24 protein-coding genes, 1 tRNA gene and 1 riboswitch are annotated in these 21,257 nt (G+C 52.8%); of the genes, 12 read left to right on the top strand and 13 right to left on the bottom strand.

Annotated elements, in window-relative coordinates:
- The first annotated feature begins 29 nt into the window (after window positions 1-29).
- Complete coding sequence (locus tag EGT51_RS00325) at window positions 30-401, top strand: hypothetical protein (protein WP_225428652.1); 372 nt, start codon at window positions 30-32, stop codon at window positions 399-401.
- 675 nt (window positions 402-1,076) lie between these two features.
- Here the strand turns inward: EGT51_RS00325 and EGT51_RS00330 are convergent.
- Window positions 1,077-1,259 (bottom strand): hypothetical protein, encoded by a 183-nt coding sequence (locus tag EGT51_RS00330; RefSeq protein WP_135366814.1) that lies wholly within the window; start codon window positions 1,257-1,259, stop codon window positions 1,077-1,079.
- Window positions 1,260-1,550: 291 nt separating this feature from the next.
- Between EGT51_RS00330 and EGT51_RS00335 the strand changes: the two genes are divergently transcribed.
- Entirely contained in the window at window positions 1,551-1,745 is a 195-nt protein-coding gene (locus tag EGT51_RS00335; RefSeq protein ID WP_125577738.1) for an LBP_cg2779 family protein, read from the top strand.
- A gap of 76 nt (window positions 1,746-1,821) precedes the next feature.
- Here EGT51_RS00335 and EGT51_RS00340 read toward each other — a convergent pair whose 3' ends face one another.
- From EGT51_RS00340 to EGT51_RS00360, 4 genes are all read right to left on the bottom strand, one after another.
- Window positions 1,822-2,337, bottom strand: a complete 516-nt coding sequence (locus EGT51_RS00340; protein WP_135366815.1) for an O-acetyl-ADP-ribose deacetylase — start codon at window positions 2,335-2,337, stop codon at window positions 1,822-1,824.
- A gap of 273 nt (window positions 2,338-2,610) precedes the next feature.
- Window positions 2,611-2,955, bottom strand: coding sequence for a hypothetical protein (locus EGT51_RS00350; RefSeq protein ID WP_135366817.1), 345 nt, complete (start codon window positions 2,953-2,955; stop codon window positions 2,611-2,613).
- A 281-nt stretch (window positions 2,956-3,236) separates the two neighbouring features.
- Complete coding sequence (locus tag EGT51_RS00355; protein ID WP_135366818.1) at window positions 3,237-4,400, bottom strand: hypothetical protein; 1,164 nt, start codon at window positions 4,398-4,400, stop codon at window positions 3,237-3,239.
- 80 nt (window positions 4,401-4,480) lie between these two features.
- Window positions 4,481-5,464 (bottom strand): asparaginase, encoded by a 984-nt coding sequence (locus EGT51_RS00360; RefSeq protein WP_287708291.1) that lies wholly within the window; start codon window positions 5,462-5,464, stop codon window positions 4,481-4,483.
- 130 nt (window positions 5,465-5,594) lie between these two features.
- Here EGT51_RS00360 and EGT51_RS12880 point away from each other — a divergent pair, with 130 nt between their 5' ends.
- The 5 genes from EGT51_RS12880 (at window position 5,595) to EGT51_RS00380 (ending at window position 9,957) form a co-directional block, all read left to right on the top strand.
- On the top strand, window positions 5,595-5,750 hold the full coding sequence (locus tag EGT51_RS12880; protein ID WP_167850100.1) for a hypothetical protein: 156 nt from the start codon (window positions 5,595-5,597) through the stop codon (window positions 5,748-5,750).
- 51 nt (window positions 5,751-5,801) lie between these two features.
- Window positions 5,802-5,900, top strand: a riboswitch (purine riboswitch).
- Between the two features lie 120 nt (window positions 5,901-6,020).
- Window positions 6,021-7,391 carry a nucleobase:cation symporter-2 family protein gene (locus tag EGT51_RS00365; RefSeq protein WP_179951116.1) on the top strand — a complete coding sequence of 457 codons (1,371 nt, stop codon included), beginning with the start codon at window positions 6,021-6,023 and terminating at the stop codon, window positions 7,389-7,391.
- A 312-nt stretch (window positions 7,392-7,703) separates the two neighbouring features.
- The gene (locus EGT51_RS00370; protein ID WP_135366820.1) at window positions 7,704-8,600 is read left to right on the top strand and encodes an ABC transporter ATP-binding protein; all 897 of its coding nucleotides are present in this window, start codon (window positions 7,704-7,706) and stop codon (window positions 8,598-8,600) included.
- The gene (locus EGT51_RS00375) at window positions 8,593-9,810 is read left to right on the top strand and encodes an ABC transporter permease (RefSeq protein WP_135366821.1); all 1,218 of its coding nucleotides are present in this window, start codon (window positions 8,593-8,595) and stop codon (window positions 9,808-9,810) included. Before EGT51_RS00370 ends, EGT51_RS00375 begins: the two co-directional genes overlap by 8 nt.
- A 74-nt stretch (window positions 9,811-9,884) precedes the next feature.
- A tRNA-Ala gene (locus EGT51_RS00380) sits at window positions 9,885-9,957 on the top strand.
- A 397-nt stretch (window positions 9,958-10,354) separates the two neighbouring features.
- Here EGT51_RS00380 and EGT51_RS13175 read toward each other — a convergent pair.
- Complete coding sequence (locus EGT51_RS13175; RefSeq protein WP_125575124.1) at window positions 10,355-10,441, bottom strand: type I toxin-antitoxin system Fst family toxin; 87 nt, start codon at window positions 10,439-10,441, stop codon at window positions 10,355-10,357.
- A gap of 447 nt (window positions 10,442-10,888) precedes the next feature.
- Here EGT51_RS13175 and EGT51_RS00390 point away from each other — a divergent pair, with 447 nt between their 5' ends.
- The 4 genes from EGT51_RS00390 to EGT51_RS00405 are packed head-to-tail and all read left to right on the top strand — an operon-like array spanning window position 10,889 to window position 14,667.
- Window positions 10,889-11,998: an ABC transporter ATP-binding protein gene (locus tag EGT51_RS00390; protein WP_135366822.1), complete on the top strand. Its 1,110-nt coding sequence runs from the start codon at window positions 10,889-10,891 to the stop codon at window positions 11,996-11,998.
- Window positions 11,976-12,800 (top strand): ABC transporter permease, encoded by an 825-nt coding sequence (locus EGT51_RS00395; protein ID WP_135366823.1) that lies wholly within the window; start codon window positions 11,976-11,978, stop codon window positions 12,798-12,800. Before EGT51_RS00390 ends, EGT51_RS00395 begins: the two co-directional genes overlap by 23 nt.
- Window positions 12,797-13,600 carry an ABC transporter permease gene (locus EGT51_RS00400; RefSeq protein ID WP_135366824.1) on the top strand — a complete coding sequence of 268 codons (804 nt, stop codon included), beginning with the start codon at window positions 12,797-12,799 and terminating at the stop codon, window positions 13,598-13,600. The genes EGT51_RS00395 and EGT51_RS00400 overlap by 4 nt, the downstream gene beginning before the upstream one ends.
- Window positions 13,597-14,667 (top strand): ABC transporter substrate-binding protein, encoded by a 1,071-nt coding sequence (locus EGT51_RS00405; RefSeq protein ID WP_135366825.1) that lies wholly within the window; start codon window positions 13,597-13,599, stop codon window positions 14,665-14,667. Before EGT51_RS00400 ends, EGT51_RS00405 begins: the two co-directional genes overlap by 4 nt.
- A gap of 472 nt (window positions 14,668-15,139) precedes the next feature.
- Here EGT51_RS00405 and EGT51_RS00410 read toward each other — a convergent pair whose 3' ends face one another.
- The 5 genes from EGT51_RS00410 to EGT51_RS00430 form a co-directional block, all read right to left on the bottom strand.
- On the bottom strand, window positions 15,140-15,970 hold the full coding sequence (locus EGT51_RS00410) for a hypothetical protein (RefSeq protein WP_135366826.1): 831 nt from the start codon (window positions 15,968-15,970) through the stop codon (window positions 15,140-15,142).
- A gap of 108 nt (window positions 15,971-16,078) precedes the next feature.
- A complete protein-coding gene (gene pstB / locus EGT51_RS00415) occupies window positions 16,079-16,882 on the bottom strand; it encodes a phosphate ABC transporter ATP-binding protein PstB (protein ID WP_135366827.1) in 804 nt (267 codons plus the stop codon).
- Between the two features lie 12 nt (window positions 16,883-16,894).
- Complete coding sequence (pstA, locus tag EGT51_RS00420) at window positions 16,895-17,782, bottom strand: phosphate ABC transporter permease PstA (protein WP_135366828.1); 888 nt, start codon at window positions 17,780-17,782, stop codon at window positions 16,895-16,897.
- Window positions 17,772-18,725, bottom strand: coding sequence for a phosphate ABC transporter permease subunit PstC (pstC, locus tag EGT51_RS00425; protein WP_135366829.1), 954 nt, complete (start codon window positions 18,723-18,725; stop codon window positions 17,772-17,774). Before pstC ends, pstA begins: the two co-directional genes overlap by 11 nt.
- A gap of 81 nt (window positions 18,726-18,806) precedes the next feature.
- The gene (locus EGT51_RS00430; protein WP_135366830.1) at window positions 18,807-19,700 is read right to left on the bottom strand and encodes a phosphate ABC transporter substrate-binding protein PstS family protein; all 894 of its coding nucleotides are present in this window, start codon (window positions 19,698-19,700) and stop codon (window positions 18,807-18,809) included.
- Window positions 19,701-19,985: 285 nt separating this feature from the next.
- On the opposite strand from EGT51_RS00430, the gene EGT51_RS00435 reads away from it, so the two are divergent.
- The gene (locus EGT51_RS00435) at window positions 19,986-20,336 is read left to right on the top strand and encodes a hypothetical protein (protein ID WP_135366831.1); all 351 of its coding nucleotides are present in this window, start codon (window positions 19,986-19,988) and stop codon (window positions 20,334-20,336) included.
- A 50-nt stretch (window positions 20,337-20,386) separates the two neighbouring features.
- On the opposite strand, the gene EGT51_RS00440 is transcribed toward EGT51_RS00435, so the two are convergent.
- Together EGT51_RS00440 and EGT51_RS00445 are read right to left on the bottom strand one after the other, a co-directional pair.
- Window positions 20,387-20,590 carry a hypothetical protein gene (locus EGT51_RS00440; protein ID WP_135366832.1) on the bottom strand — a complete coding sequence of 68 codons (204 nt, stop codon included), beginning with the start codon at window positions 20,588-20,590 and terminating at the stop codon, window positions 20,387-20,389.
- Between the two features lie 292 nt (window positions 20,591-20,882).
- A complete protein-coding gene (locus tag EGT51_RS00445) occupies window positions 20,883-21,152 on the bottom strand; it encodes a PTS sugar transporter (RefSeq protein ID WP_135366833.1) in 270 nt (89 codons plus the stop codon).
- Window positions 21,153-21,257: the final 105 nt, after the last annotated feature.

Genomic DNA, 21,257 nt, shown 5'->3' on the forward strand with positions numbered 1-21,257 from the left:
TAATGGAGCTACCGCAAGAAAGAAAGCAGGTGGCAATCTTGAAAACGTCACGTTTAACATTTCTAGAATTTTTCGGTTACCTAGCCTTGGTACTGGGCGTCGCCATTGAGCTCTATGCCCTGCTCAGTAGCCCCGGTAGTAAACTCAGTGGTGACAACATGTTCGGTGGAGCCGTCGTCATGGCCCTCGCCGTCGCCTTTATCCACAGCAAGCACCTGATCTTTAACCTGATTCTAATTGGCTTAAGCACCCTGGGCTTTGCCTACTTCACCTTCATCCACACGCAAAACTGGCTGTGGACGGTGGTCCTAGGCGTGGCCGTCGCGGCCTTTCTGGTCTACTTCTTCGGTATCCGCAGCGACGTCCGCCGCAACCAGAGCGACTGGTTTCATTTTAATTGAGCAAGGGTGCGGCAAAGGGTCCCTTACGCAGCGTTTGGATTTTTTCCAGACGCTTTTTGTTTGGCCAACTAAAGGTTGAAAGACGGAAATCAGCTGGAACTACTGTTAGCATGTGACTCATGGCGTCAAAAATAGTCGTTTTCAGCCACACAATGCGAGCTGGCCGCCTACCGTTCGCCAACGTCGTGCTTGCCAGTAACAGTCGTCTTAACCCCAGATAGCGGATATATTGACGACTGGTCTTTCATTAACACAGTGTTGCTGATAATTGCTACCTTGCCGGAGGCAGCCAGGGTGGAGCCAGCTGTGTCGGCGGTGTTGGCTGAGGTCCTTTCTCAGCCTACAGCGCGGGACGACTTGAGAGACTGGCGGACTCTGCCAGGCTTTCAAGCGAACCGGAAGACCGCTTTTCAGGCTGGAGGTGTTTCCCAGAGCAGACGGAACCCTGACTGACGCAGGCGTCTGGTTTCACTAATTTAGGTGTCAGAACACCGTCGTTACAGCAATCAACGCGTTAATTCTACTTTCAACACCTAATTTTGGACAGAAAAACAGGCCTGCCCGAAGGCCGACCTGTTTTCCTGCTTGATAAACTACAAGTGACTGTAGTGTGTAATCACAATGATTACCAAAGAGTTAGATGAAACAGCCGGGCGAACCCGACTTCGGGGCGGATCATTCCGCATTATTGACACTCGCGCGAAAGTTGCGCGTGTGCGGGGCATCTAAAATGCCCACGGGGCTGGTGGTCTGGCGCGTCGTGGTGTGTTTGCCCATCGTGAACCAGGCCAACCCGCTCACGACGCCCAAAATAATTACCGCGGCCACGAGGCTGCCAATGATATGTCTTAAATTCACGCTGCCACCTCACTAGTCGATGTTATCAAAATTTTCTAATAACTAGCTTAACCGCTGGGCATTGCAAACCTGTGACAGACTCACGTTAGTTTCCTAACAATTCTGCGACAATGGTTAACAACCGCGATTCCGGCCCATTTTCATATTGCATTTAATTTTACGCAATTTTTCCCGATTCAGCAAGCATTATCGAAAAAAACTTCAGATATCGGGACTTATTCCGCCGATTTCTGAAAAATTTAGTATAATGAACTTAAGCAGTCATTAGGATTATCATTTGGAGGGATATTAATGAGTCAAGAATTAAACGATTTGGCCGAAGCAATCATCGCCTACCAAAAGAAATACGATAAGACAGATGGAGAAATGGCCTTTGGCTCTCGACTGTCCGTTGAGAAGTTTCATGCCATCAAGACCGGTGAACTCGCCCCAACCAGCGAGGAACAAAGTGCTTTAAAGGGTTTCATCGCTACCAAGCCCCACTAACAACACTGATTAAATAAAAGACGCGTCAAGACGTTTGGCAAGTACGCTAACGTTTTGACGCGTCTATTTTTTTACATTAATCCACGACTTGCGCCCAGGCGCCCCGGTAAGCCGCCGCGGTCGCATCGTCAAACGCGACCATGCGCACCCGCTGGAGGTCGTTACTCTTGGCCAGCACCGACGCAATCGTCTGCGCCGCCACGGCCGCCGCATCCTCTAACGGATACCCGTAGACCCCGGTGCTCAGCGACGGAAAATCGACCGTTCGGCATCCGTGGTCCATGGCCAGCTTCAGGCTGTTGCGGTAACAGTTGGCCAGTAGTTCCGGCTCCCCGTGTTGCCCACCGCGCCACACGGGACCAGGCGTGTGAATCACCCATTTAGCCGGCAGTTTGAAACCGGGCGTGATCTTGGCTTCACCGGTCAAGCAGCCATTCAACGGCACGCAAGCCGCAAAGAGCTCCGGTCCCGCCGCGCGATGAATGGCCCCGTCAACGCCACCACCGCCTAATAACGTGGTGTTAGCGGCATTGACGATAGCGTCGACCTTGCTTTCGGTAATGTCTCCCCGAATCACTGCAAATTCAGCCACTATGCTCACTCCTTTGACCAGGGCCAGTGCCACCGCCGTTTTGGCTTGGCTGGCGCTTGCCCCTCCTTGGCTTTCAGCCGCTTCATGCCCTCCCGATACGGGTTGGCATACAGCGACGACAAATTCAGTTTTTGACTTGATTGAGGCGGCTTAGGTGAGTCCCGGTAAGGACGCAAGTCGGTTTGACACTGCGGACAAACCGTATCGGTCGCGCTCACGGCCGCACCGCAATGCGGACAAAATTTCAATTCAGCTGCCACCGCAATTTCCTCCTTAGTCGTGTCGCCGTTGCTGATGGGCCTGGTTTCGCGCCAGGTTCTTCTCGCGGGTCGCTGCCGCCATCTTGGCCCCAGCGGCCTTTTCGGCGGCCCGCTTTTCTTGCCGCTGCTTGGCCGCTTCGGCCTTCTGTTGTTCGGCAAGCTTGCGTTTTTGTTGACTGCGGTAGCTAAAGTAGCTCCACACCCCCACCGCTAACAGTGCCACCACGATTTGGATCGGGACTAACACCCAATTGACGTGCTTGGCAAAGAACGCATCGTAGATCACCAACAAGACCGCCATCGCGCCGACCACCGAAATCGTGTCTCGCGCCCAACGCGGTAATTTTTGCCATTTCATGTTTAACAAACTCCTTATGTAAGCGGCCGAACTCGGCCGACCGCAGTTAGTCATTTGGTTCTAAGTTTGATTGGAGCCAGCTGTGTCGACCCAGTTAGCTGACGTTTTGGGTCAGGTTACTGGGTGGGACGACTTGAGAGACTGGCGGTCTTGGCCAGGCTTTCAAGCGAGCCGGAAGACCGCTTCTCAGGCTGCAAGCGTTCTCCATAGCAGGCGGAGCTCTTGGCAGCCGTAGGCATCTGGTTTACGCCATTTCACCTGCAACCATCAGCGCTAGTGGCTTAAAGTTCGCCTTCGATGCGGAGCTGGCGTTCGACCAGGTAGGCGTCGAGGTAACCGAAGGAAATCTCGTCCACGTCGTCAATTTGGTACACCGCTCCCACGCGGTCAAGGGCATCGTCCTCAACCTTATGGAAGATAAACCGGCCGCCAGCGACGTGACTGGGATAACCACTCAGACTGTCGCCCCCCGCAAGTTTAATGTGGACGATCGTTTGAAACGCCGCGGCTTGACTCAGGCGGGCCTGGAATTGATCGACCGTCGCATCGAACAGGCGCTCATCGTTTAACACCGGCTGCAAGGGCTGCTGGCGTGCTCGGTTGAGCAACGAGAACAGCCGCATGGTCTGCAGGTAATCCGATTCAATGACGATGGCGTGCAGGCCGCTCAGACGCATCAGCGTGTAACCACCGAATTGCCCGGTCATGTCCAGTAGGCTCATGATAACCGCGTCGTCGGTCAGCAGGTTGATCCGCCCCACGTAAAACAGGTCGCGATTGTGCTTAGGAATCAGCGCCACTAACGGGTCCTTGCCCACCAACTGGGCCAGCGTGTCGTGGAATTGCGTGGCATCGGTCACGGCCACCTGGTCCTGGTGGGTCAGCTGTTGCAAGCGTGATGCCGCGATACCTTGTAAGGTCAGTTCGCGACCCTGAAATTCGATGACCTCAATATCGGCCGGATTCAGCGTTAAGGCCGGTTGATCACTAAAATCAAACTTATTGATCAGCTGGATCCCCACCGCATCGCTGGCGACACTAGTGATGACGCCTTCGTAAAAGTGTTCATCATTTTTCAAGACCACCATCAACACCAAGTGGTCGACCCAAGCGTGGCTCAAGACCTGCCGGCGTAAGTCACGTCGCTGGTCAAAGGTCATGGTCAAGCCCCCGGCCTGGACGAATTGCTCATCACGAGCCGTTCTGATCCGGAAGGCCATATTTTCCAAATCTTCACTCGAAAATTCAACTTCATCGATGACGTCTAACGCTAAGAAGACGGCACCATCAGGTATTCCGAAATCATCGTAAGTCGCGAGGATGATTCCGGATGTGCCGACTGTCGTCACGTACCCGGTGTAAACCACATCTTGATTCGTTTGATACACGTTGACCAGCAAATGCCGGTCCGATGCCCGGTTTAAGTCATTCACAATTGAATTCACATGACGACCCCCTTTTTCCTATTATCAGAAAATCTTACCATATATTGACCAAAATAGCCCGTCAAGTCCGTCAGGGTTGGTTAGGAAACCGCCGTACTGAGAAATTGGGCGAGTTGCTTGCCCGTTAGACCAGCGCTCAAGCCGACCAGCAACTTGATGCGCGCCTTTTGGCCGTTTAACCCTTGGCACAGCATCAAGCCCATTTTCCGCAGCTCGATTCCGCCGCCTTGGTAATCGTAAATGTCTTCGGCAACGCCATTATAGCACCGCGAGACCAACACGATAGGAATCTGTCGGTCTAACAGGCGTTGAATGGCGGGCAGCGTTTGTGGCGGTAAGTTGCCAGCGCCCAGGCCCTCGATGACTAAGCCCGCGGTCTGGTCGTTGTCCAAAAAGTCAAACAGGCTACCGTCCATCCCCGCGTAAGCCTTCAACAGGTACACGTGGTCCGTTACGTGGTCGATATCACAGGTGTCTTGGCGAATCAATTTCTGGAAATACACGGCGTGGTCCTTGGCTACGATACCGATGGGACCAAACGTCGGCGTCCGGAACGTAGCCACGTTGGTGGTGTGGGTCTTGGTCACGTAGCGTGCCGTGTGGATCTCGTCGTTCATCACGACCATCACGCCATTGCCCCGTGAGGCGTCGTCTGCGGCCACTTCAATGGCGGACTGAAAGTTATACAGGCCATCGGAACCAACCTCGTTAGACGAGCGCATGGCCCCGGTCACAACGACGGGAATCGTGCTGGGTAAGGTCAGGTCCAAGAAATACGCGGTTTCTTCCAAGGTATCCGTTCCGTGGGTGATGACCACGCCGTCGATGCCGTCGCGCTCGGCCTGGTCAATGCGTTGCTTGATCTGCAGCATTTCGACGGGCGTCATGTGCGGGGATGGTAGGTTAAACATCTCATCCGTGAACAATTCAACGCGCCCCGCCAGGATGGTCTCCTGTTCGGCGATGGGATTCTTGGCGTTGGGCACCACTTCACCCTGGTCATTTTGCGACATGGAGATGGTGCCGCCGGTGTGAATCGCTAAAATTTTCTTCAAAACTGTCAGCTTCTTTCCTCAAAGTTAAGCGTTAGGGGTAGAACCTGTCGGCTTTGCCGGTCACCACCCAAACTCGTTATCCACATTGTACCGTATTTGCGGTAAAATTAAGTTAGAATTCGGAGAGGATGACTCATAAATGTCAAAAAACGAAGATCGCGACAAAGTCTATGTTCCCGGGGTTCACGTCCATCCCAAGAAGTACAGCTCATCCGGCGGCATGGCCGATTGGGGCCCGGTATTCCACTGGTTCGGCGACATTCTGAAAAATCTCTGGCACAAAATCCGAAAATGACATCAGGGATTGTTTTTTTCATTTACCCGTGGTAAAGTAAGTGACATTCCATTTAAAAAATATGTGATTGCCTATATAATGCCATAATAAGGTTGGCGAGTTTCTACCCAGAACCGTAAATTCTGGACTATAAGCAAATTGAGGACGAAACTCTTTTTGCCGATGAAAAGAGTTCGTCGGCGAGTTTTCAGTAGCCCCCTTTTTGCAAGGGAGCTTTTTTGTTTTCACCAACCTTGGGCCAATAGACATCACAACAAGGAGGAAATTGTCTTGCAGTCCAAATCCGCAACTTCTACGTCGTCAGCGGCTCGCCAGCCACTTTCCCTGTGGCGCGCAGCAATTTTAGGGTTTCAGCATTTATTAGCCATGTATTCTGGTGACGTCATCGTGCCCCTTTTGATTGGGGGCGCGTTACACTTCAACGCCATGCAAATGGCCTATTTGATCAGTGCGGATATCTTCATGTGTGGGGTCGCGACCCTCTTACAATTAAAGCGTACCCCGCTGACCGGGATCGGCTTACCGGTCGTCTTAGGCTGTGCCGTCCAAGCCGTGACACCCCTGAGCGCCATTGGTAATCAATACGGCGTGGGCGTCATGTACGGCGCCATCATCAGTGCCGGGATCTTCGTCTTCTTGAGTGCCGGTTGGTTCTCCAAGATCAAGCACTTTTTCCCACCAGTCGTGACGGGGTCGTTGATCACCATCATCGGTTTCACCCTGATTCCCGTGGGCTTTCAGGACCTGGGAGGCGGCGATGCCACGGCCAAAAGCTTTGGCGATCCCAAGCTGCTGTTCATTGGCTTTCTGACTATGGCCATCATCTTGGGCTTAAACGCCTTTGCCAAGGGTTTCTTGAAGTCCCTATCTATTCTAGCCGGGATCCTGATTGGAACGTTCATCGCGGCAGCCATGGGGTTGGTCTCGCTCAAGGCGGTCGGCCAGGCCAGCTGGTTCCACCTGCCCCAATTCTTCTACTTCGGCGCGCCCAAATTCGAATGGTCCTCTATTCTGACTATGATTCTGGTCTCCTTGACCACCATGGTCGAATCGACTGGCGTCTTCTTTGCCTTGGGTGAAATCACCGGTAAGCCGATCGGCGAACAAGACTTGAAACGCGGCTACCGCGCGGAAGGCATCGCCGTCATCTTAGGCGGCCTGTTCAACACCTTCCCGTATTCCACCTTCTCCGAAAACGTCGGGGTGGTCCAACTCTCCGGCGTGAAAACGCGCAAGCCGCTGTATTTCTCCGCGGCCTTCCTGATGCTCTTGGGCCTCTTACCCAAGATTGGTGCGTTGGCCACAGTCATTCCCGATCCCGTCTTAGGTGGCGCCATGATCGTCATGTTTGGCATGGTCGGCGTCCAAGGCATCCGGATGCTCCAACAAGTTGATTTCAAAGATAACAACAACCTGTTGGTCTCCGCCATCTCCATCGGCCTGGGACTCGGCGTGACCGTCTATCCACAAATCTTCCAGGCCCTGCCGCAATCCTTACAGATCGTGATGAACAACGGCGTGGTCATTGGGAGTTTCTCGGCCGTCTTACTCAACATCATCTTCAACATGCGGCCCGCCCGTAAAGTGGCGCCGGCCCAAGCACAAGTCAACAGCACTGCGCAACCACAGAATAGAAAGTAATGCATATTTCAAACGACCAACCGGGCCCCTTTGCCCTGGCTGGCCGTTTTTGCCTCTAAGCCCGATTATAATGAATGTTATAATTGGGTACCTTTACATCGCCAAAAGGCAGTCGGTTCCGCTTAAAACTGCTAACCAAACAATCTCAACCCGGGATTAGTCGGCGAGCCTGAATGCTCGCCGGTTAATCGCCTTTTGGCTCACTCTCTCGTCTTTAGATGACAGCTACTTTACAAAGTGCCTACCCGCCTTTAGTTTCCCCACCATCTACGGGTATAATAGAGCCATTAACGCGATAGGAGCGAAACTGCCATGTTAAGCATACAGCACATCAGTAAGGAATTTGGCCCCGTCAAGGCCCTCAACGATGTTAGCTTTGACGTGCCGGACGGCCAGATCCTCGGCTTGATCGGCCAAAATGGGGCTGGTAAATCCACGACCTTTCATAGCATCTTAAATTTCATCACGTACGCCGGTCAGATTCACTGGCAAGACCACACCTTGGCCGCCACTGATTTCGACCAAATCGGCTACCTGCCAGAAGAGCGTAGCCTGATGCCCAAATTAACTATTGAACAACAAATCATCTACCTGGCACGGCTCAAGGGCCAATCCGCCAAGGTGACGCGGCCCCAAATCGACGACTGGCTCCAACGCTTCGCCGTCAAGGGGACCCGCAAGAGTAAGATCAAGGACCTCTCCAAGGGTAATCAACAGAAGGTCCAATTGATCTGCACTTTGATCCACCACCCCAAGCTCATCATCCTAGACGAGCCATTCAGTGGCCTGGACCCGGTCAACGCCGATCTGTTAAAGCAGGCCATCCTGACGGCCAAACAAGACGGTGCGGCCATCATCTTCTCCAGCCATGACATGGAAAACGTCACGGCGGTGTGTGATCGGTTAGTCATGCTGCGCAAGGGCAACGTGGTCCTTCACGGCACGCTGGATGAGGTTCGCGACCAATTTGGGAAGACCGAGCTGTTCGTGACCACCGATTGGTCGGCCGACCGCCTCGCCACCCTTCCCGGGGTTGCCAGCGTCACTTCGCGGCACGGTCGCCGTTACGTCTTACATTTGACCGACGCGACCGCGGGACCCGCCATTTTTGACGCCCTGACCCAGGGCCACTACATCGAGGAGTTCAGCCAACAACCGCCGACCCTTGACGAAATCTTCCGACTGAAAGTAGGTGAGGAACATGTCTAAGACTTGGGTAGTGACCTTTGAGACCTATCTGCGCCAGGTAAAATCCTGGAGCTTCCTGTTCATGATCCTCGGTCCGTTTTTGATGATTGCCTTGACCGCGGGCATCAGCTACATCAGTGCCAACAGTAATCGCAGTAGCAGTCAAGTCGCCGTCATCAGTGAGACCCCAGCACTCCGGCGGGGCTATCTTGCACAACACTCGGACAACATCAACACCAAGATCACCACGGTGGCCGCGGCCAAAAAAGCGGTCAAGGCCAACCACTTGGCCGGCTACCTCACCCTCAGCAATGACGGGACGCGCCTACGCGGGGATTATCACGGCAGTAAGTCAATGAGTAGTGGCCTGCAAGCGCAGGTCAAGAACTTCCTGACGCAATACCAGCAGGTCCAAAATTACCAAACGGCCAACCTGTCACCCAAGCAACAAAAGGCGCTGGCCCAAACACCGGTGTTGAAGCAACACGTGGCCACCAAGACCGGGACCTCTAACCTGGCCAAACTCATTTCTTTTTGGGTACTGGTGACCATGATCTACATCATTCTCATCACCTATTCTTCGATTACGGCCCAAGAGATTGCCTCGGAAAAAGGCACGAAGATCATGGAGATCATCTTCTCCAGTACCACGGCCACCAGCTACTTCGTGGGTAAGATCACGGGAATCCTCCTGATGATCGTCACCCAAATCGTCATTTACCTGCTGGGAGGCTGGGCCGGATACGCCATCGCCATGAACTATGCGGGGATTCACCGCCTGATTGTCGACCATCAGACACTGGTCAGCGGTGTGTTCCACAACCTGTTTAACCTGAACCTGTTGTACCTGTTGTTCGGCGTGGTCATCTACACGATTCTGGCTGCCTACAGCGGGGCGCTGGTCGCCAAGGCCGAAGATGCCTCTAAGGCGGCACAACCGGTCGTCATGTTGGGGATGCTAGGCTTCTTCGCCACCTTCCCGTTCCAAAACAACATGGACGCGGTGATCGTCAAGATCTTGTCCTACGTGCCCTTCTTCTCGTCATACTTCATGCCGATGCGAATCATCAACGGTACCGTGGGCTGGGGCGAACAATGGGGATCGCTGGCCATCTTGATCGTGGCCACCGGTCTATTCGCCGTTTACATCGGCCGTCAATACCAACGGTTGATGTTGCAAACGGACAGTCAAAGCCTCTGGCAGCACCTGTTCAAGGGATTCAAACACTAAATTTTTAAAGCCAAAAGCCACTTTTGCATTAACATTTTCAATCATCGTGATATAATAGAATGCATAAGTGGTATGGGCCTTTAGCTCAGTTGGGAGAGCGCCTGCTTCGCATGCAGGAGGTCGTCGGTTCAAATCCGGTAAGGTCCATTGAAGTAAGATTTACGATGAGAACGGTGGCACCAAGCGTGGCCCATAACGTTCTCATTTTTTTAATCCCTTCACTCGCAGCTGCCTTCATCGCAGACGGTCACCGTCATGGCTGACCGTCGTCGCACACACACCTTGGCAGGGGCAACACGGAACTGTTAGCTTAGCGGCTAGCAGTTTTTTTGTATTGCGGTTTACATTTATGTACAAAGCATCTCGTTTTAGGTATAAATGACAGCTGGTGTGTGTCAGTTGTTATTTATCGCTGTTGTGATATACTTAAGGTACAAAAAAAGTTTGTAACATTGGATTCACCAAAGCCCCTGACTACTGCAATAGTCAGGGGCTTTTTTATACGTCCAAGTTAACAAACGGGTGGGTCAGAAGTCGCCTAAAACTACCTATGCCGCCTACGTTCCAACCAATCCGTAAAGATGGCAACTAGGAGGCCAACAACCAGTGGTGCAAAAAAAGTTTGCAACATAAGGATTCACCTCCCCACTGTTGCTAGTGTGGGTAGGCAACCTCTTGATTATCAGGTATAGCTGTGACAATTGCCATGTTTTGTGAGATTTTTTATCGTAAACTTCTTAGCGCTACTCCGAAAAATATCGTGGCCATGAATCGCCGCACCTTCGTCTTGGAACGTCGGTTTTAGCCGGTCCGCTTAACTTTAGACACATCCCCCAGCCTGATGATGGCTTTTCTCGTCAACGGTTGGTAGGCTATAGGCATCATCCCGCGGTCGGGGCCACTGGTCTCGGCCTTTTTCGGCACGCGCAATTTCCGCCCTGGCTGTGTTAATTGTCCACCTTAATTATCTGACCCAACCACCATCTTTTTTCGTTTCAATTTCTTGCTAAACCCGCTATAATCAAAAAGGTTGCCCGGTTCGCCCCGCAACCAAATCTACCTTAGAGGAGGCCGCCTGATGCCCCAACCTATTATTGAACTGCGTCACGTCACCAAGCGTTACGATGACCATCCCATTTTGAAAAACATTAACCTCACGCTGGAGCCTGGAAAGTTTTACACCCTTCTCGGCCCATCAGGCTGCGGTAAGACCACCATTTTACGAACTATCGCTGGTTTTACCGACGTGACTGAGGGCGACGTGCTGTTTGCCGGCCAGCGGATCAATGCCGTGCCCGCCAACAAGCGCAACGTCAACACGGTCTTCCAAGACTACGCCCTCTTCCCGCACATGACCGTGGCGGAAAACGTGGCCTTTGGCTTAACCTTGAAAAAAACACCGAAACCAGAAATTGAAAAACGGGTCGCCCAGGCACTCCAGCTGGTCCAGCTCGCCGACTACGGCGACCGTGAGATCAGCGCCCTGTCCGGGGGCCAACAACAACGGATCGCCATTGCCCGCGCCATCGTGATGGAACCGCAAGTCCTGTTGCTCGATGAACCGTTGTCGGCGTTAGACGCTAAGTTGCGCCGCCAAATGCAATACGAGTTGCGCGACCTGCAGCAACGCCTTGGCATCACCTTTTTGTTCGTCACCCACGACCAGGAAGAAGCCCTCGCCATGAGCGATGAGATTTTCGTCATGAACCAAGGCGAGGTCCTCCAAAGCGGCTCACCGGTCGACATTTACGACGAACCCATCAACCATTTTGTCGCCGATTTTATCGGGGAAAGCAACATCTTACCCGGTAAAATGATTGCCGACTTCCAAGTAGCCTTTGGTGGCCACCAATTCGAATGTGCCGACGCCGGCATCCCGGTCAACGAACCAGTGGAAATCGTCATTCGGCCCGAAGACCTGACGCTGACCGACCCAGAGCACGCCAAGCTGACCGTGACCATCGACACCCAGTTATTTCGCGGCGACTACTACGAAATTGCGGCGACCGACCGGCTGGGCAACGACTGGCTGATTCACTCGGTCAATCCCGCCGAGGACGGTACGGCCGTGGGCATCACCTTCCGGCCGCAAGACCTGCACGTCATGCGCTTTGGCGAGAAGGAAGCCGAATTCGACGCGCGGCTAGAGACTTACGAAACGGAGGATGAGACCCGTGACGAAACGTAAAACCTGGTTGTACTTCATCCCCTACGGCCTGTGGCTGGCACTATTCGTCATTGCGCCGGTCGCTTTGATTATTTACCAATCCTTCTTTGACCTGGGTCACCAGTTTACCTTCAGCAATTACAGCACTTATTTTCAATCCGCCACCTACCTCAAGATGACGCTGAATTCCGTATGGTATGCCTTTTTGATCACCCTGTTCACCGGCCTGATCAGCTACCCCACGGCCTACTTTCTCCATCAGCTGAAGCACCGGCAATTCTGGTTACTACTGGTAATCTTGCCAACCTGGATCAACATCTTGTTAAAGGCCTACGCCTTCATTGGTATCTTCAGCCAGGCCGGATTGGCCAATCAATTTTTGACCTTCATTGGTATTGGCCCGCAACAAATTCTGTTCACCAACGCCAGCTTCATCTTCGTGGCCACCTACATCCAGATTCCATTTATGATTCTACCGATCTTCAACGCCCTTGATGACCTGAACCCGGCCTTCGTCAACGCCAGTCGGGACCTGGGCGCCAGCAACTGGCAGACTTTTCGGCGGGTCATCTTTCCGTTGACGCTTCCGGGCGTCAAGGCGGGCGTCCAAGCCGTCTTCATCCCCTCGCTGTCCCTCTTCATGTTGACGCGCCTGATTGGCGGCAACAAGGTCATCACGCTGGGGACCGCGATTGAGGAACACTTTTTGACCACCATGAACTGGGGCATGGGGTCCACGATTGGTGTGGTCCTGATCATCGCCATGATTATCGTCATGACGCTGACCGGCGACCAACGACCGAAAGGAGGGACGCCGCGATGAGACAAAAATTTGCCAAGGCCTACCTGATCTTGGTCTTTATCATTTTGTACGCGCCCATCTTATTTCTAATCGTCTACTCCTTCAGTCAGGGGGAGACCATGACCAACTACCACGGCTTCACCTGGCGGCACTACCAAACGCTCTTTAGCGACGCGCGGATGCTAGCCATCGTGGCCAATACGCTGCTGGTCGCCCTGTTGTCATCGCTGATTGCGACTCTGATCGGCACACTGGGCGCCCTGAGCATCAACCGCACCACCAAGCGGGTCACCCGTGAATCGCTGTTGACGTTAAACAACGTCTTGATGGTCTCACCGGACGTCATCATCGGGGCCAGCTTTCTGATTTTCTTCACGATGCTCAAAATTCCGCTGGGCTTTGGCTCGGTGCTGATGAGCCACATTGCCTTTGAAATTCCCATCGTGGTCTTGATGGTACTCCCCCGGCTACGGGAAATGTCGGCTTCCATGTTGGACGCCGCGCAGGACCTGGGTGCCACCACGCGGCAACTCCTGTCGCAAGTCATCGTGCCCTTCATTTCGCCCGGTATCTTTGCCGGCTTCTTCATGGCATTGACGTACTCGCTGGACGACTTTGCCGTGACCTTCTTTGTGACTGGCAACGGCTTTTCCACCCTGTCCGTGGAAATCTATTCCCGGGCGCGGCAAGGCATCAACCTGGAGATCAACGCGCTGTCCGGCGTCATGTTTCTCTTCTCCCTGTTGTTGGTGGGCGGCTACTACTGGATTCAACAGGCCAGTCGCAAACGCAAGCATCGTAAGCGGGAGGTGGTCTCATGAAACGTTTAGTCAGTCTGATCATCGGCTTACTCGCCATCTGCGGCCTGCTCGCTTACAGCAGTGCGCAATTGGAACGCTCCAGCGGCAGTACCGGCGACAAGGTCTTGAATCTTTACAACTGGGGCGACTACATTGACCCCGGTCTCCTGAAGAAATTTCAACGAGAAACCGGCTACCACGTCAACGTCGAAACCTTCGACAGCAACGAGGCCATGTACACCAAGATCAATCAGGGTGGTACGCACTACGACCTGGCCATCCCTAGCGAATACATGGTCGCGAAAATGAAACGGGCCCACCTCCTACAGCCACTGGACAAAAGCCGGCTGACCGGGTGGCACAACTTCGACCCACAATTTTTGAATCAGCCCTTCGACCGCGGTAATCGCTATTCGATGCCGTATTTCTGGGGCACGCTGGGCATCATTTATAACGACAAATTCGTCAAGGCCAGTCAGGTCCAGCACTGGCAAGATCTCTGGTCCCCTAAGTTCCGCGACCAGATTATGTTGATCGACTCGGCCCGCGACATCATGGGCATGGCCCTGATCACGCAACACCAGTCGATGAACACCACCGATCCGCAAAAATTGCGCGCCGCTGAACAAAAGCTCAACCAGTTGGCGCCCAACGTCAAGGCTATCGTGGCCGATGAAATCAAGATGTACATGGTCCAAGACGAAGCCGCCATCGCGGTCGACTGGTCCGGTGAGGCGGCCGAAATGCTGGCCAACAACCACCACCTCCACTACGTCGTGCCCAGCGAGGGCAGTAACTTGTGGTTCGACAACCTAGTCATCCCCAAGACGGCCCAACACTACAACGCCATTTACGCCTTCTTGAACTTCATGAGCCGACCCGCCAACGCCGCTCAAAACGCGGCTTACATCGGGTACGCCACGCCTAACGCCAAGGCCAAGGCGCTGTTGCCCAAGGCCATTCGCGATGACCGCCAGTTCTACCCCACGCAGTCGACCATCGACCACCTGCAGGTCTACCGCGACCTGTCGCCGGCCAAAGTCGAACTGTACAACGACCGTTATTTGGAATTTAAGATGCATCATTAACGCAACAGTTATTGACCGCTTCATAGCAGGAACTGGCCGCCTACCGTTCACCAAATATGGGTTGGAACGCTTGGGCGGACGGGTCGAGCCAAAAAACGGTCTCGACGCCTCGCTTTGAGCCGAAGAACACGTCTCAAAGACGCCAGTTCCCTAAGCGGCAAGAACCACGCCGCTAAGGGAACTCCCACGGCTGAACCCATATTTGGCGAACTCTCGGCTACAGGAATACACGTTAGTAACTATCGTCTTAACCCCGAGCAGTAGCTGCATTGACGACAGATCCTTCATTAACACAGTGTTACTGATAGGCATCAACTCACCGGAGTTGGCCAGGGATGGTCACATCTGAGTTGGCGCTGTAGGCCTCACCCTAGCCTGACGCAGGCTACTGGTTTCGCGAATTTCACTTTCAATCATTACGCAAAAAGCAGCAAGCTCTCAGAAGATACTGAGGGCTCGCTGCTTTTCCTTTTTAGGCCGGGTAGACCGTGGATTCACTCATGAAGTACTGTTGTTTGCCGACCTGGTAACCGGCGGCGATTTCAATCGAGTTCAAAACGTTCTTGGTCTTGGCCTGGTAAAAAGTGGTGGCATAATACTGATTCAGCCGCTTAATCGTTACGCGATACCGATACTTGCCGCTCTTCTTGACCTTGGTCCCGATGGCCTTGGGCACGGCACTCTTGGTATACAGCGTCGTCTTGCCACTCTTGCCCGGGCGCACGGCCTTGGTGATTTTTACGGAAGTCGTGGGCTTGCCGTCGACTTGCTTGTTGATGAAGGCACTGCGTTTGTAATACTCCAGGTAGCCATCCGGTGTGATGTGCACGCGGGCCAGCTTGGCCTTGGTATCATTCTTGGGGTACTTGGTGCCCTTGAACAGGTTGCCATCTCCCTTGTAGTTGCGCAATGCGCCGTCGGGATAGGTCTTTTGCGTCGCGTAGAACGCTAAGTATTTGGGCACAGAGACGTGTTTAAAATTCTTCGTGGTCGCCGCAATCGACCGCGTCATGAGACCCTTTTGGTGGTCGGTCTTGCGAATATGATAGCTCAACTGATTAATATTCAATCCGACCGCCGTCTTGCCGTTGCTGGCACTGATAGCTTGAATCTGAACCACGGTCCCCTTGGGGATGGTAATCGTCGCCGTCTTCGCCGCATTCTTGGTCACGATTTTACGTTTGGTTTGTAAAAATTTATGCGTCGTGACGCCCAAATACTGGGTGCTGGCGGCTGCTGGCACCATGCCACCAATCAATGCGCCGATAAAGACGAGTCCCGCCGCAAATACTTTCCTGTTCATCGTCAATTCCTCCCAAAACCTTGATAGGTTCATTATACGACAAGCACAGTCTTCGCGGCACCCAAAAAAGCTCGTGAATCAGCGTCTCGCGCTGACCCACGAACTCCATTAACCGAAGCTCCCGGCGATATAATCTTGCGTGACCGGAATCTGCGGATTGCTAAACATGGTTCCCGTCGACGTGTATTCCATGACGTGCCCCAAGTGGAAAAAGGCACATTGACTGCTGACCCGCGCAGCTTGCTGCATGTTGTGGGTCACGATGATAATCGTATACTTTTTCTGCAGTTCCAACAGGGTCTCTTCCACCTTGACCGTGGAAATGGGATCCAGGGCGCTACAAGGTTCATCCAACAACAGTACATCCGGTTCCATAGCAATCGACCGCGCAATGCACAGCCGTTGTTGTTGCCCACCAGACAGCGACAAGGCACTCTTATCCAGTGAGTCCTTGACTTCATCCCACAGGGCCGCACCCCGCAAGCTCTTTTCCACGCGTTCTTCTAGTTCTGCCTTGTTTTTCAAGCCATTGGCCCGCAACGCGTAGATAATGTTTTCGCGAATCGACTTGGCAAAGGGGTTGGGCCGTTGGAAGACCATCCCAATGTGCCGTCGAATCTCGTAAATGTTAACGGTCGGCTCGTTGATGTCGACCTGGTGATACCAAATCTTACCGGTGACCGTGGCGATACCGTCGTTCATCCGGTTCAGTGACCGCAAGTACGTCGATTTCCCAGAACCAGAAGCCCCAATCAATGCGGTAATCTGATTCTTGGGAAATTCCAAGTTGGCATCGTGCATGGCGTGGTTGGCCCCGTAAAAGACCTGTAAATTCTCGGTCTTCATGGCCAGTGGCGTATTGTCAGCGAAGGTCTGCACCGCCGTTTTATCAAATGAATATTGTTTTAACATTGCAGTTCCCCCTTACTTGCTGGCCGTGACACGCCGGTAGAGGAAGTTCCCCAGTAACCGGGCGCCCAGGTTGAATAACAATACGGCAATGATCAACACCGCTGAGGCTGCCGCAGACAGTTGGGCGGCATTGGTGGCCAGCCCTTCCGTGTTCACTTTCCAAATGTGCACCGCCAACGTTTCTGCGGGCCGGAATGGATTGAGCGGACTCGCCGCATCCATCGGGTTCCAATCCGCAAAGTTGGTGACGGGCGCACTTTGCCCCGCCGTGTAGATCAAAGCGGCGGCTTCCCCGAAGACCCGACCGGCACTCAAGACGATCCCGGTCACGATTCCTGGCAATGCCACGGGCAAAATGATGCCGATTTCCGTCTTCCATTTGGATAGCCCTAACGACAGGCCAGCTTCCCGTTGGTTCCGGGACACGGCGCTCAGGGACTCTTCAATGTTCCGCGTTAACAGCGGCAGGTTGAAGAACGTCAGCGCAATGGCCCCAGAAATAACGGAAAAGCCAATCTTGAACTTCACGACAAACAGTAGGAAGCCAAACAACCCAACGACCACGGAAGGCAGTGAGCTCAAGACTTCGATGGCGGAACGAATCAGGCTGGTCCGCCAGTTGTCCTTGGCATATTCGGCCAAATAGATGCCGGCCCCCAAGGAAATGGGAATGGAGATCAACATGGTCAAGACCAACAGATAAAACGAGTTAAACAACTGGACGCCGATTCCGCCGGCGCCACTGAAGGCATCCGTAGTCCCGGTCAAGAAGTTCCAGGTGACGTGAGGCAACCCAGAGATCAGAATGTAAGCCAGCAGGAAGATCAAGATTCCTACCACGGCGGCGACGATTAAGTCAATGATGACCGTCGCCAAAAAATCCGTACGTTTAGCGTTCATGTTTGAGTTGCCCCCTCTTTGCAATCACCCGCACCAGTGCGTTAAAGAATAATGACATCAGTAGTAAAATCAACGCCAATGACCACAGCGCGTTGTTCGGTAACGTGCCATCAATGGTGTCCCCAATCCCCGTGGTTAATTGACTCGTCAGCGTTGAGGCTGGTGAGATCAGGTTTTTGGGCATGATGGCCGCGTTCCCAATGACCATTTGGACGGCCAACGCTTCCCCGAAGGCCCGCGCCATTCCGAAGATGACGGCGGTCAGAATACCGGGTGTAGCGGACCGTAAGATGACCCGGGAGACCGTTTGCCACCGCGTTGCCCCTAAGGCTAATGAGGCTTCCTTGAAGTGACGCGGTACGGCCCGCAGACTATCCACGGTCATGGACGTAATCGTGGGTAAGACCATGACGAACAGCACAAACGTTGCGGAAATAATCCCGAAACCGGAGCCACCCACGATGCTACGCATGAAGGGCACGACTACGGCTAACCCAATGAACCCGTAAACGACGGATGGAATTCCCACCAGTAATTCAATCACGGGTTGTAGGAGTTTCCGGCCCTTGTTAGGTGAGATTTCGGTCATAAAGATGGCGGTCCCCACGGCAAATGGCGTGGCGACGATGGCGGCGGCAAAGGTCACCGCAAACGACCCGACGATCATGGGTAACGCGCCAATCTTGCCTTGATCCGGCGCCCAGTTGGTCCCGGTCAAAAACTTACCCAGGCTCACGTGGTTTTGCGTGAAGGTGGCGATGCCTTTAGACGTGATGAACCACAGCATGGACGCCACCACCAAGATGATGACCCCAATGCACAGGTAGCTGATACTTTTACCCAGCCAGTCTTCCCGCGTGGCCCGAGTCGCGTGATGCAACCGGGCAGACCAGTCATTGGACTGGGTCTTTTGTTGTTTTAGTTGGAAATTTGTTTGCTCCATGAATTGACTCCCCCTTTAAAAAAAGTGAAGGTGCTGTGTTCGCACCTCCACCCCTGTGACGACGACTATCGCTGCTGACGCTTAGTTTTGGGTAACTGTCCCCTTAGCGTCCTTGGTAACTTTCATATCATGGATACTGATGTAACCCATGTCTTTAACCAAACTGTTTTGAACCGCCTTGGAATCCATGTACTTCAAGAAGGCCGCAGTTGCTTTGTCAGGCGTCCCCTTGGTGTACATGTGTTCGTAAGACCAGATCTTCCACTTGTTATTTTCAACGTTGTTGTCCGTTGGCGTCACGTTGTCGATGGACACGGCTTGTAACTTGTTCGTGAAGTAAGAGAAGGCCAAGTAGCTGATGGCACCTGGAGTCGTCGCAACGATCTTTTGAACCGCACCGTTAGAATCTTGTTCTTGCGACTTCACAGCAGTGGCACCCTTCAAGACAGCATTTTCAAATGTTGCTCGCGTCCCACTTCCCTGTGCCCGGTTGATGATCACGATCTTTTGGTCTTTCCCACCGACTTCTTTCCAGTTGGTGATCTTCCCGGTAAAGATTTGCTTAACTTGGGCCATCTTCAGGTTCTTGATCCCGGCATCCTTGTTCACAACAGGTGCCATCCCGACAACAGCAACCTTGTGGTCAGTTAATTTGTCAGCCTTGATCCCCGCCTTTTCTTCAGCGAAGATATCCGAGTTCCCGATGGAAACGGCGCCGGCTTGAACTTGGCTCAACCCAGTCCCGGAACCCCCACCTTGAACGGTCAGGTTAACCTTGCTGTTCTTGGCTTGGAAGTTTGCGCCCGCCTTAGCTGCTAAAGGTTGTAAGGCCGTGGAACCCACTGCCGTTACCTTACCAGATAAGGCTTCGCTACTACTGCTCTTGCTGCTCGTTGAACTCGTTGCCTTGCCACAACCAACTAATAATAAACTAATTGCCGCAATCCCCATTGCTAACTTTGATCCCTTATTCATCTCTGTCACTCCATGTCTTTTTAAGATAGTAGAACCACCACAACGTAAGCTAAGATTTAAAAACCTTCCGTGGTGCTCCCCTTAACTTACAACCCTGATTCTACGTGGTGAATATATATTTTCCGTCGCATTCGTGTAAATTTTCGGTAAATTTTGCCAAAATCCTAAAATTAATGAAATTATGCCGATAGTTAAGGGTCAAACACGATTAATTTATTAATAACGTGCGATTAATTGCGTAATATTCCGATAATGGCTAGAATTAAGGGTGAGAGGTGACCAGAAGTGGCAAACAAAAAAGAAAGAGTCGCACGGCACGCCATCATCGTTGATATGAATGACTTTTTGATGGATTACGCCGCTAACAAATTAGGGAAACAACCCAATTTAGCTGAAAAGGTCGCGGCTGCGGCCAAGACCGATCTCAACGGATTAGATGACTTGTTCAAGGACGACGGTGCCGGCCGCCGGACCAAGTATTTGGACCTGGCGGAAGGGTTCTTACACGATGAAGCCGACGCCGATGAAGCCAATGCGCCCCACGACTTTACCGCTGCTAGCAAGGCCTTGGCGCAAGAAGCCATGAGCTACCTCAGTAGCCACCCCAACGAATTCGACCGTTGGGAAGAGGAATAAAAATGTCTATAAAATTAGCGTCGTGACCCCAAGGGGACGGCGCTAATTTTTTATTGCCATTGCCACAGATCTGCCTTCATATTCGTCGCAATGATTTTAGATAAGAGGTCAATAAATTGATCAGGCATATAGCTTGCGGTATCGAACGTCGTGGCTTGATCGTTTATTTTGGTAATTATCAAACCCTGATGTTCCAGGTGCAGGCCATACTTGGGCGCAATCTCACAGAGCCGCGCCACTTGTGCTTCGTCCATACCGATTCCTCCCTCGTCTGCTTTGAGCTTAGCGAATCGTCTGCCGGTCGTCAAGTGGCGGTCAGCTGTGGCACGATTGCCAATGAAAATTGATCAGCTGCCCGTTGGCGTACGCTTCAGCTATGTCAGGGGACGCCAAAAAGCCTGGGAAGTTGCCCCAGGCGCGTTGAGATTAGCGATTCACCGCTTAAGGGCGGAATCGACATTCAGTTATTTTAAGAACCGCCTAATCCAGGCACTAGCGAACGGTCAGGCGACCAGTCCAGGTCCTGTGGCGTAACTTTTTTGCTTGTTAATAACAATACTTATCTTTGGCCAGCTGCTGATGAATGGCGGCCGCCAACTGAGCCTCATCCGGGCCGTCCGCAACGACCTGGACAAAATCGCCACCATACTGGGAAAGCTGCGCCACTTCCTGGGCTAGCCGCGGATTCAGCTCAACGTTTGCGTTGACCCGAATCGTGGCCGTCCCAGAATAGCGCTGGCAAATCCGTTGCAGGGCCGCCCCGTCATCTTGGAGCGTGGGTGTTTCTTGGTATAATGGAAATCCGATTGTCTTCATCTTAATCACCTCTGCATCCTATTGTAAGCGATTACATAACAATTGCCAATCCTTTTAGAACTTTTTCACAAGAAAAATATCTTTCGCGAACACGCGTTCAAACTC

This window comes from Levilactobacillus suantsaiihabitans, assembly GCF_004745505.1.
GTDB classification, from domain to species: Bacteria; Bacillota; Bacilli; order Lactobacillales; family Lactobacillaceae; genus Levilactobacillus; species Levilactobacillus suantsaiihabitans.

What these genes read in the sequence shown, in the direction of transcription:
- EGT51_RS00405 (WP_135366825.1), top strand. Translation starts at nt 13,597, where the DNA reads ATGAAACGTTTAGTCAGTCTGATCATCGGCTTACTCGCCATCTGCGGC.
- EGT51_RS00335 (WP_125577738.1), top strand. Translation starts at nt 1,551, where the DNA reads ATGAGTCAAGAATTAAACGATTTGGCCGAAGCAATCATCGCCTACCAA.
- EGT51_RS00395 (WP_135366823.1), top strand. Translation starts at nt 11,976, where the DNA reads ATGAGACCCGTGACGAAACGTAAAACCTGGTTGTACTTCATCCCCTAC.
- EGT51_RS00370 (WP_135366820.1), top strand. Translation starts at nt 7,704, where the DNA reads ATGTTAAGCATACAGCACATCAGTAAGGAATTTGGCCCCGTCAAGGCC.
- EGT51_RS00410 (WP_135366826.1), bottom strand. Translation starts at nt 15,970, where the DNA reads ATGAACAGGAAAGTATTTGCGGCGGGACTCGTCTTTATCGGCGCATTG.
- EGT51_RS13175 (WP_125575124.1), bottom strand. Translation starts at nt 10,441, where the DNA reads ATGTTGCAAACTTTTTTTGCACCACTGGTTGTTGGCCTCCTAGTTGCC.
- EGT51_RS00350 (WP_135366817.1), bottom strand. Translation starts at nt 2,955, where the DNA reads ATGAAATGGCAAAAATTACCGCGTTGGGCGCGAGACACGATTTCGGTG.
- EGT51_RS00390 (WP_135366822.1), top strand. Translation starts at nt 10,889, where the DNA reads ATGCCCCAACCTATTATTGAACTGCGTCACGTCACCAAGCGTTACGAT.
- pstB (WP_135366827.1), bottom strand. Translation starts at nt 16,882, where the DNA reads ATGTTAAAACAATATTCATTTGATAAAACGGCGGTGCAGACCTTCGCT.
- EGT51_RS00430 (WP_135366830.1), bottom strand. Translation starts at nt 19,700, where the DNA reads ATGAATAAGGGATCAAAGTTAGCAATGGGGATTGCGGCAATTAGTTTA.
- pstC (WP_135366829.1), bottom strand. Translation starts at nt 18,725, where the DNA reads ATGGAGCAAACAAATTTCCAACTAAAACAACAAAAGACCCAGTCCAAT.
- EGT51_RS00445 (WP_135366833.1), bottom strand. Translation starts at nt 21,152, where the DNA reads ATGAAGACAATCGGATTTCCATTATACCAAGAAACACCCACGCTCCAA.
- EGT51_RS00400 (WP_135366824.1), top strand. Translation starts at nt 12,797, where the DNA reads ATGAGACAAAAATTTGCCAAGGCCTACCTGATCTTGGTCTTTATCATT.
- EGT51_RS12880 (WP_167850100.1), top strand. Translation starts at nt 5,595, where the DNA reads ATGTCAAAAAACGAAGATCGCGACAAAGTCTATGTTCCCGGGGTTCAC.
- EGT51_RS00375 (WP_135366821.1), top strand. Translation starts at nt 8,593, where the DNA reads ATGTCTAAGACTTGGGTAGTGACCTTTGAGACCTATCTGCGCCAGGTA.
- EGT51_RS00440 (WP_135366832.1), bottom strand. Translation starts at nt 20,590, where the DNA reads ATGGACGAAGCACAAGTGGCGCGGCTCTGTGAGATTGCGCCCAAGTAT.
- pstA (WP_135366828.1), bottom strand. Translation starts at nt 17,782, where the DNA reads ATGAACGCTAAACGTACGGATTTTTTGGCGACGGTCATCATTGACTTA.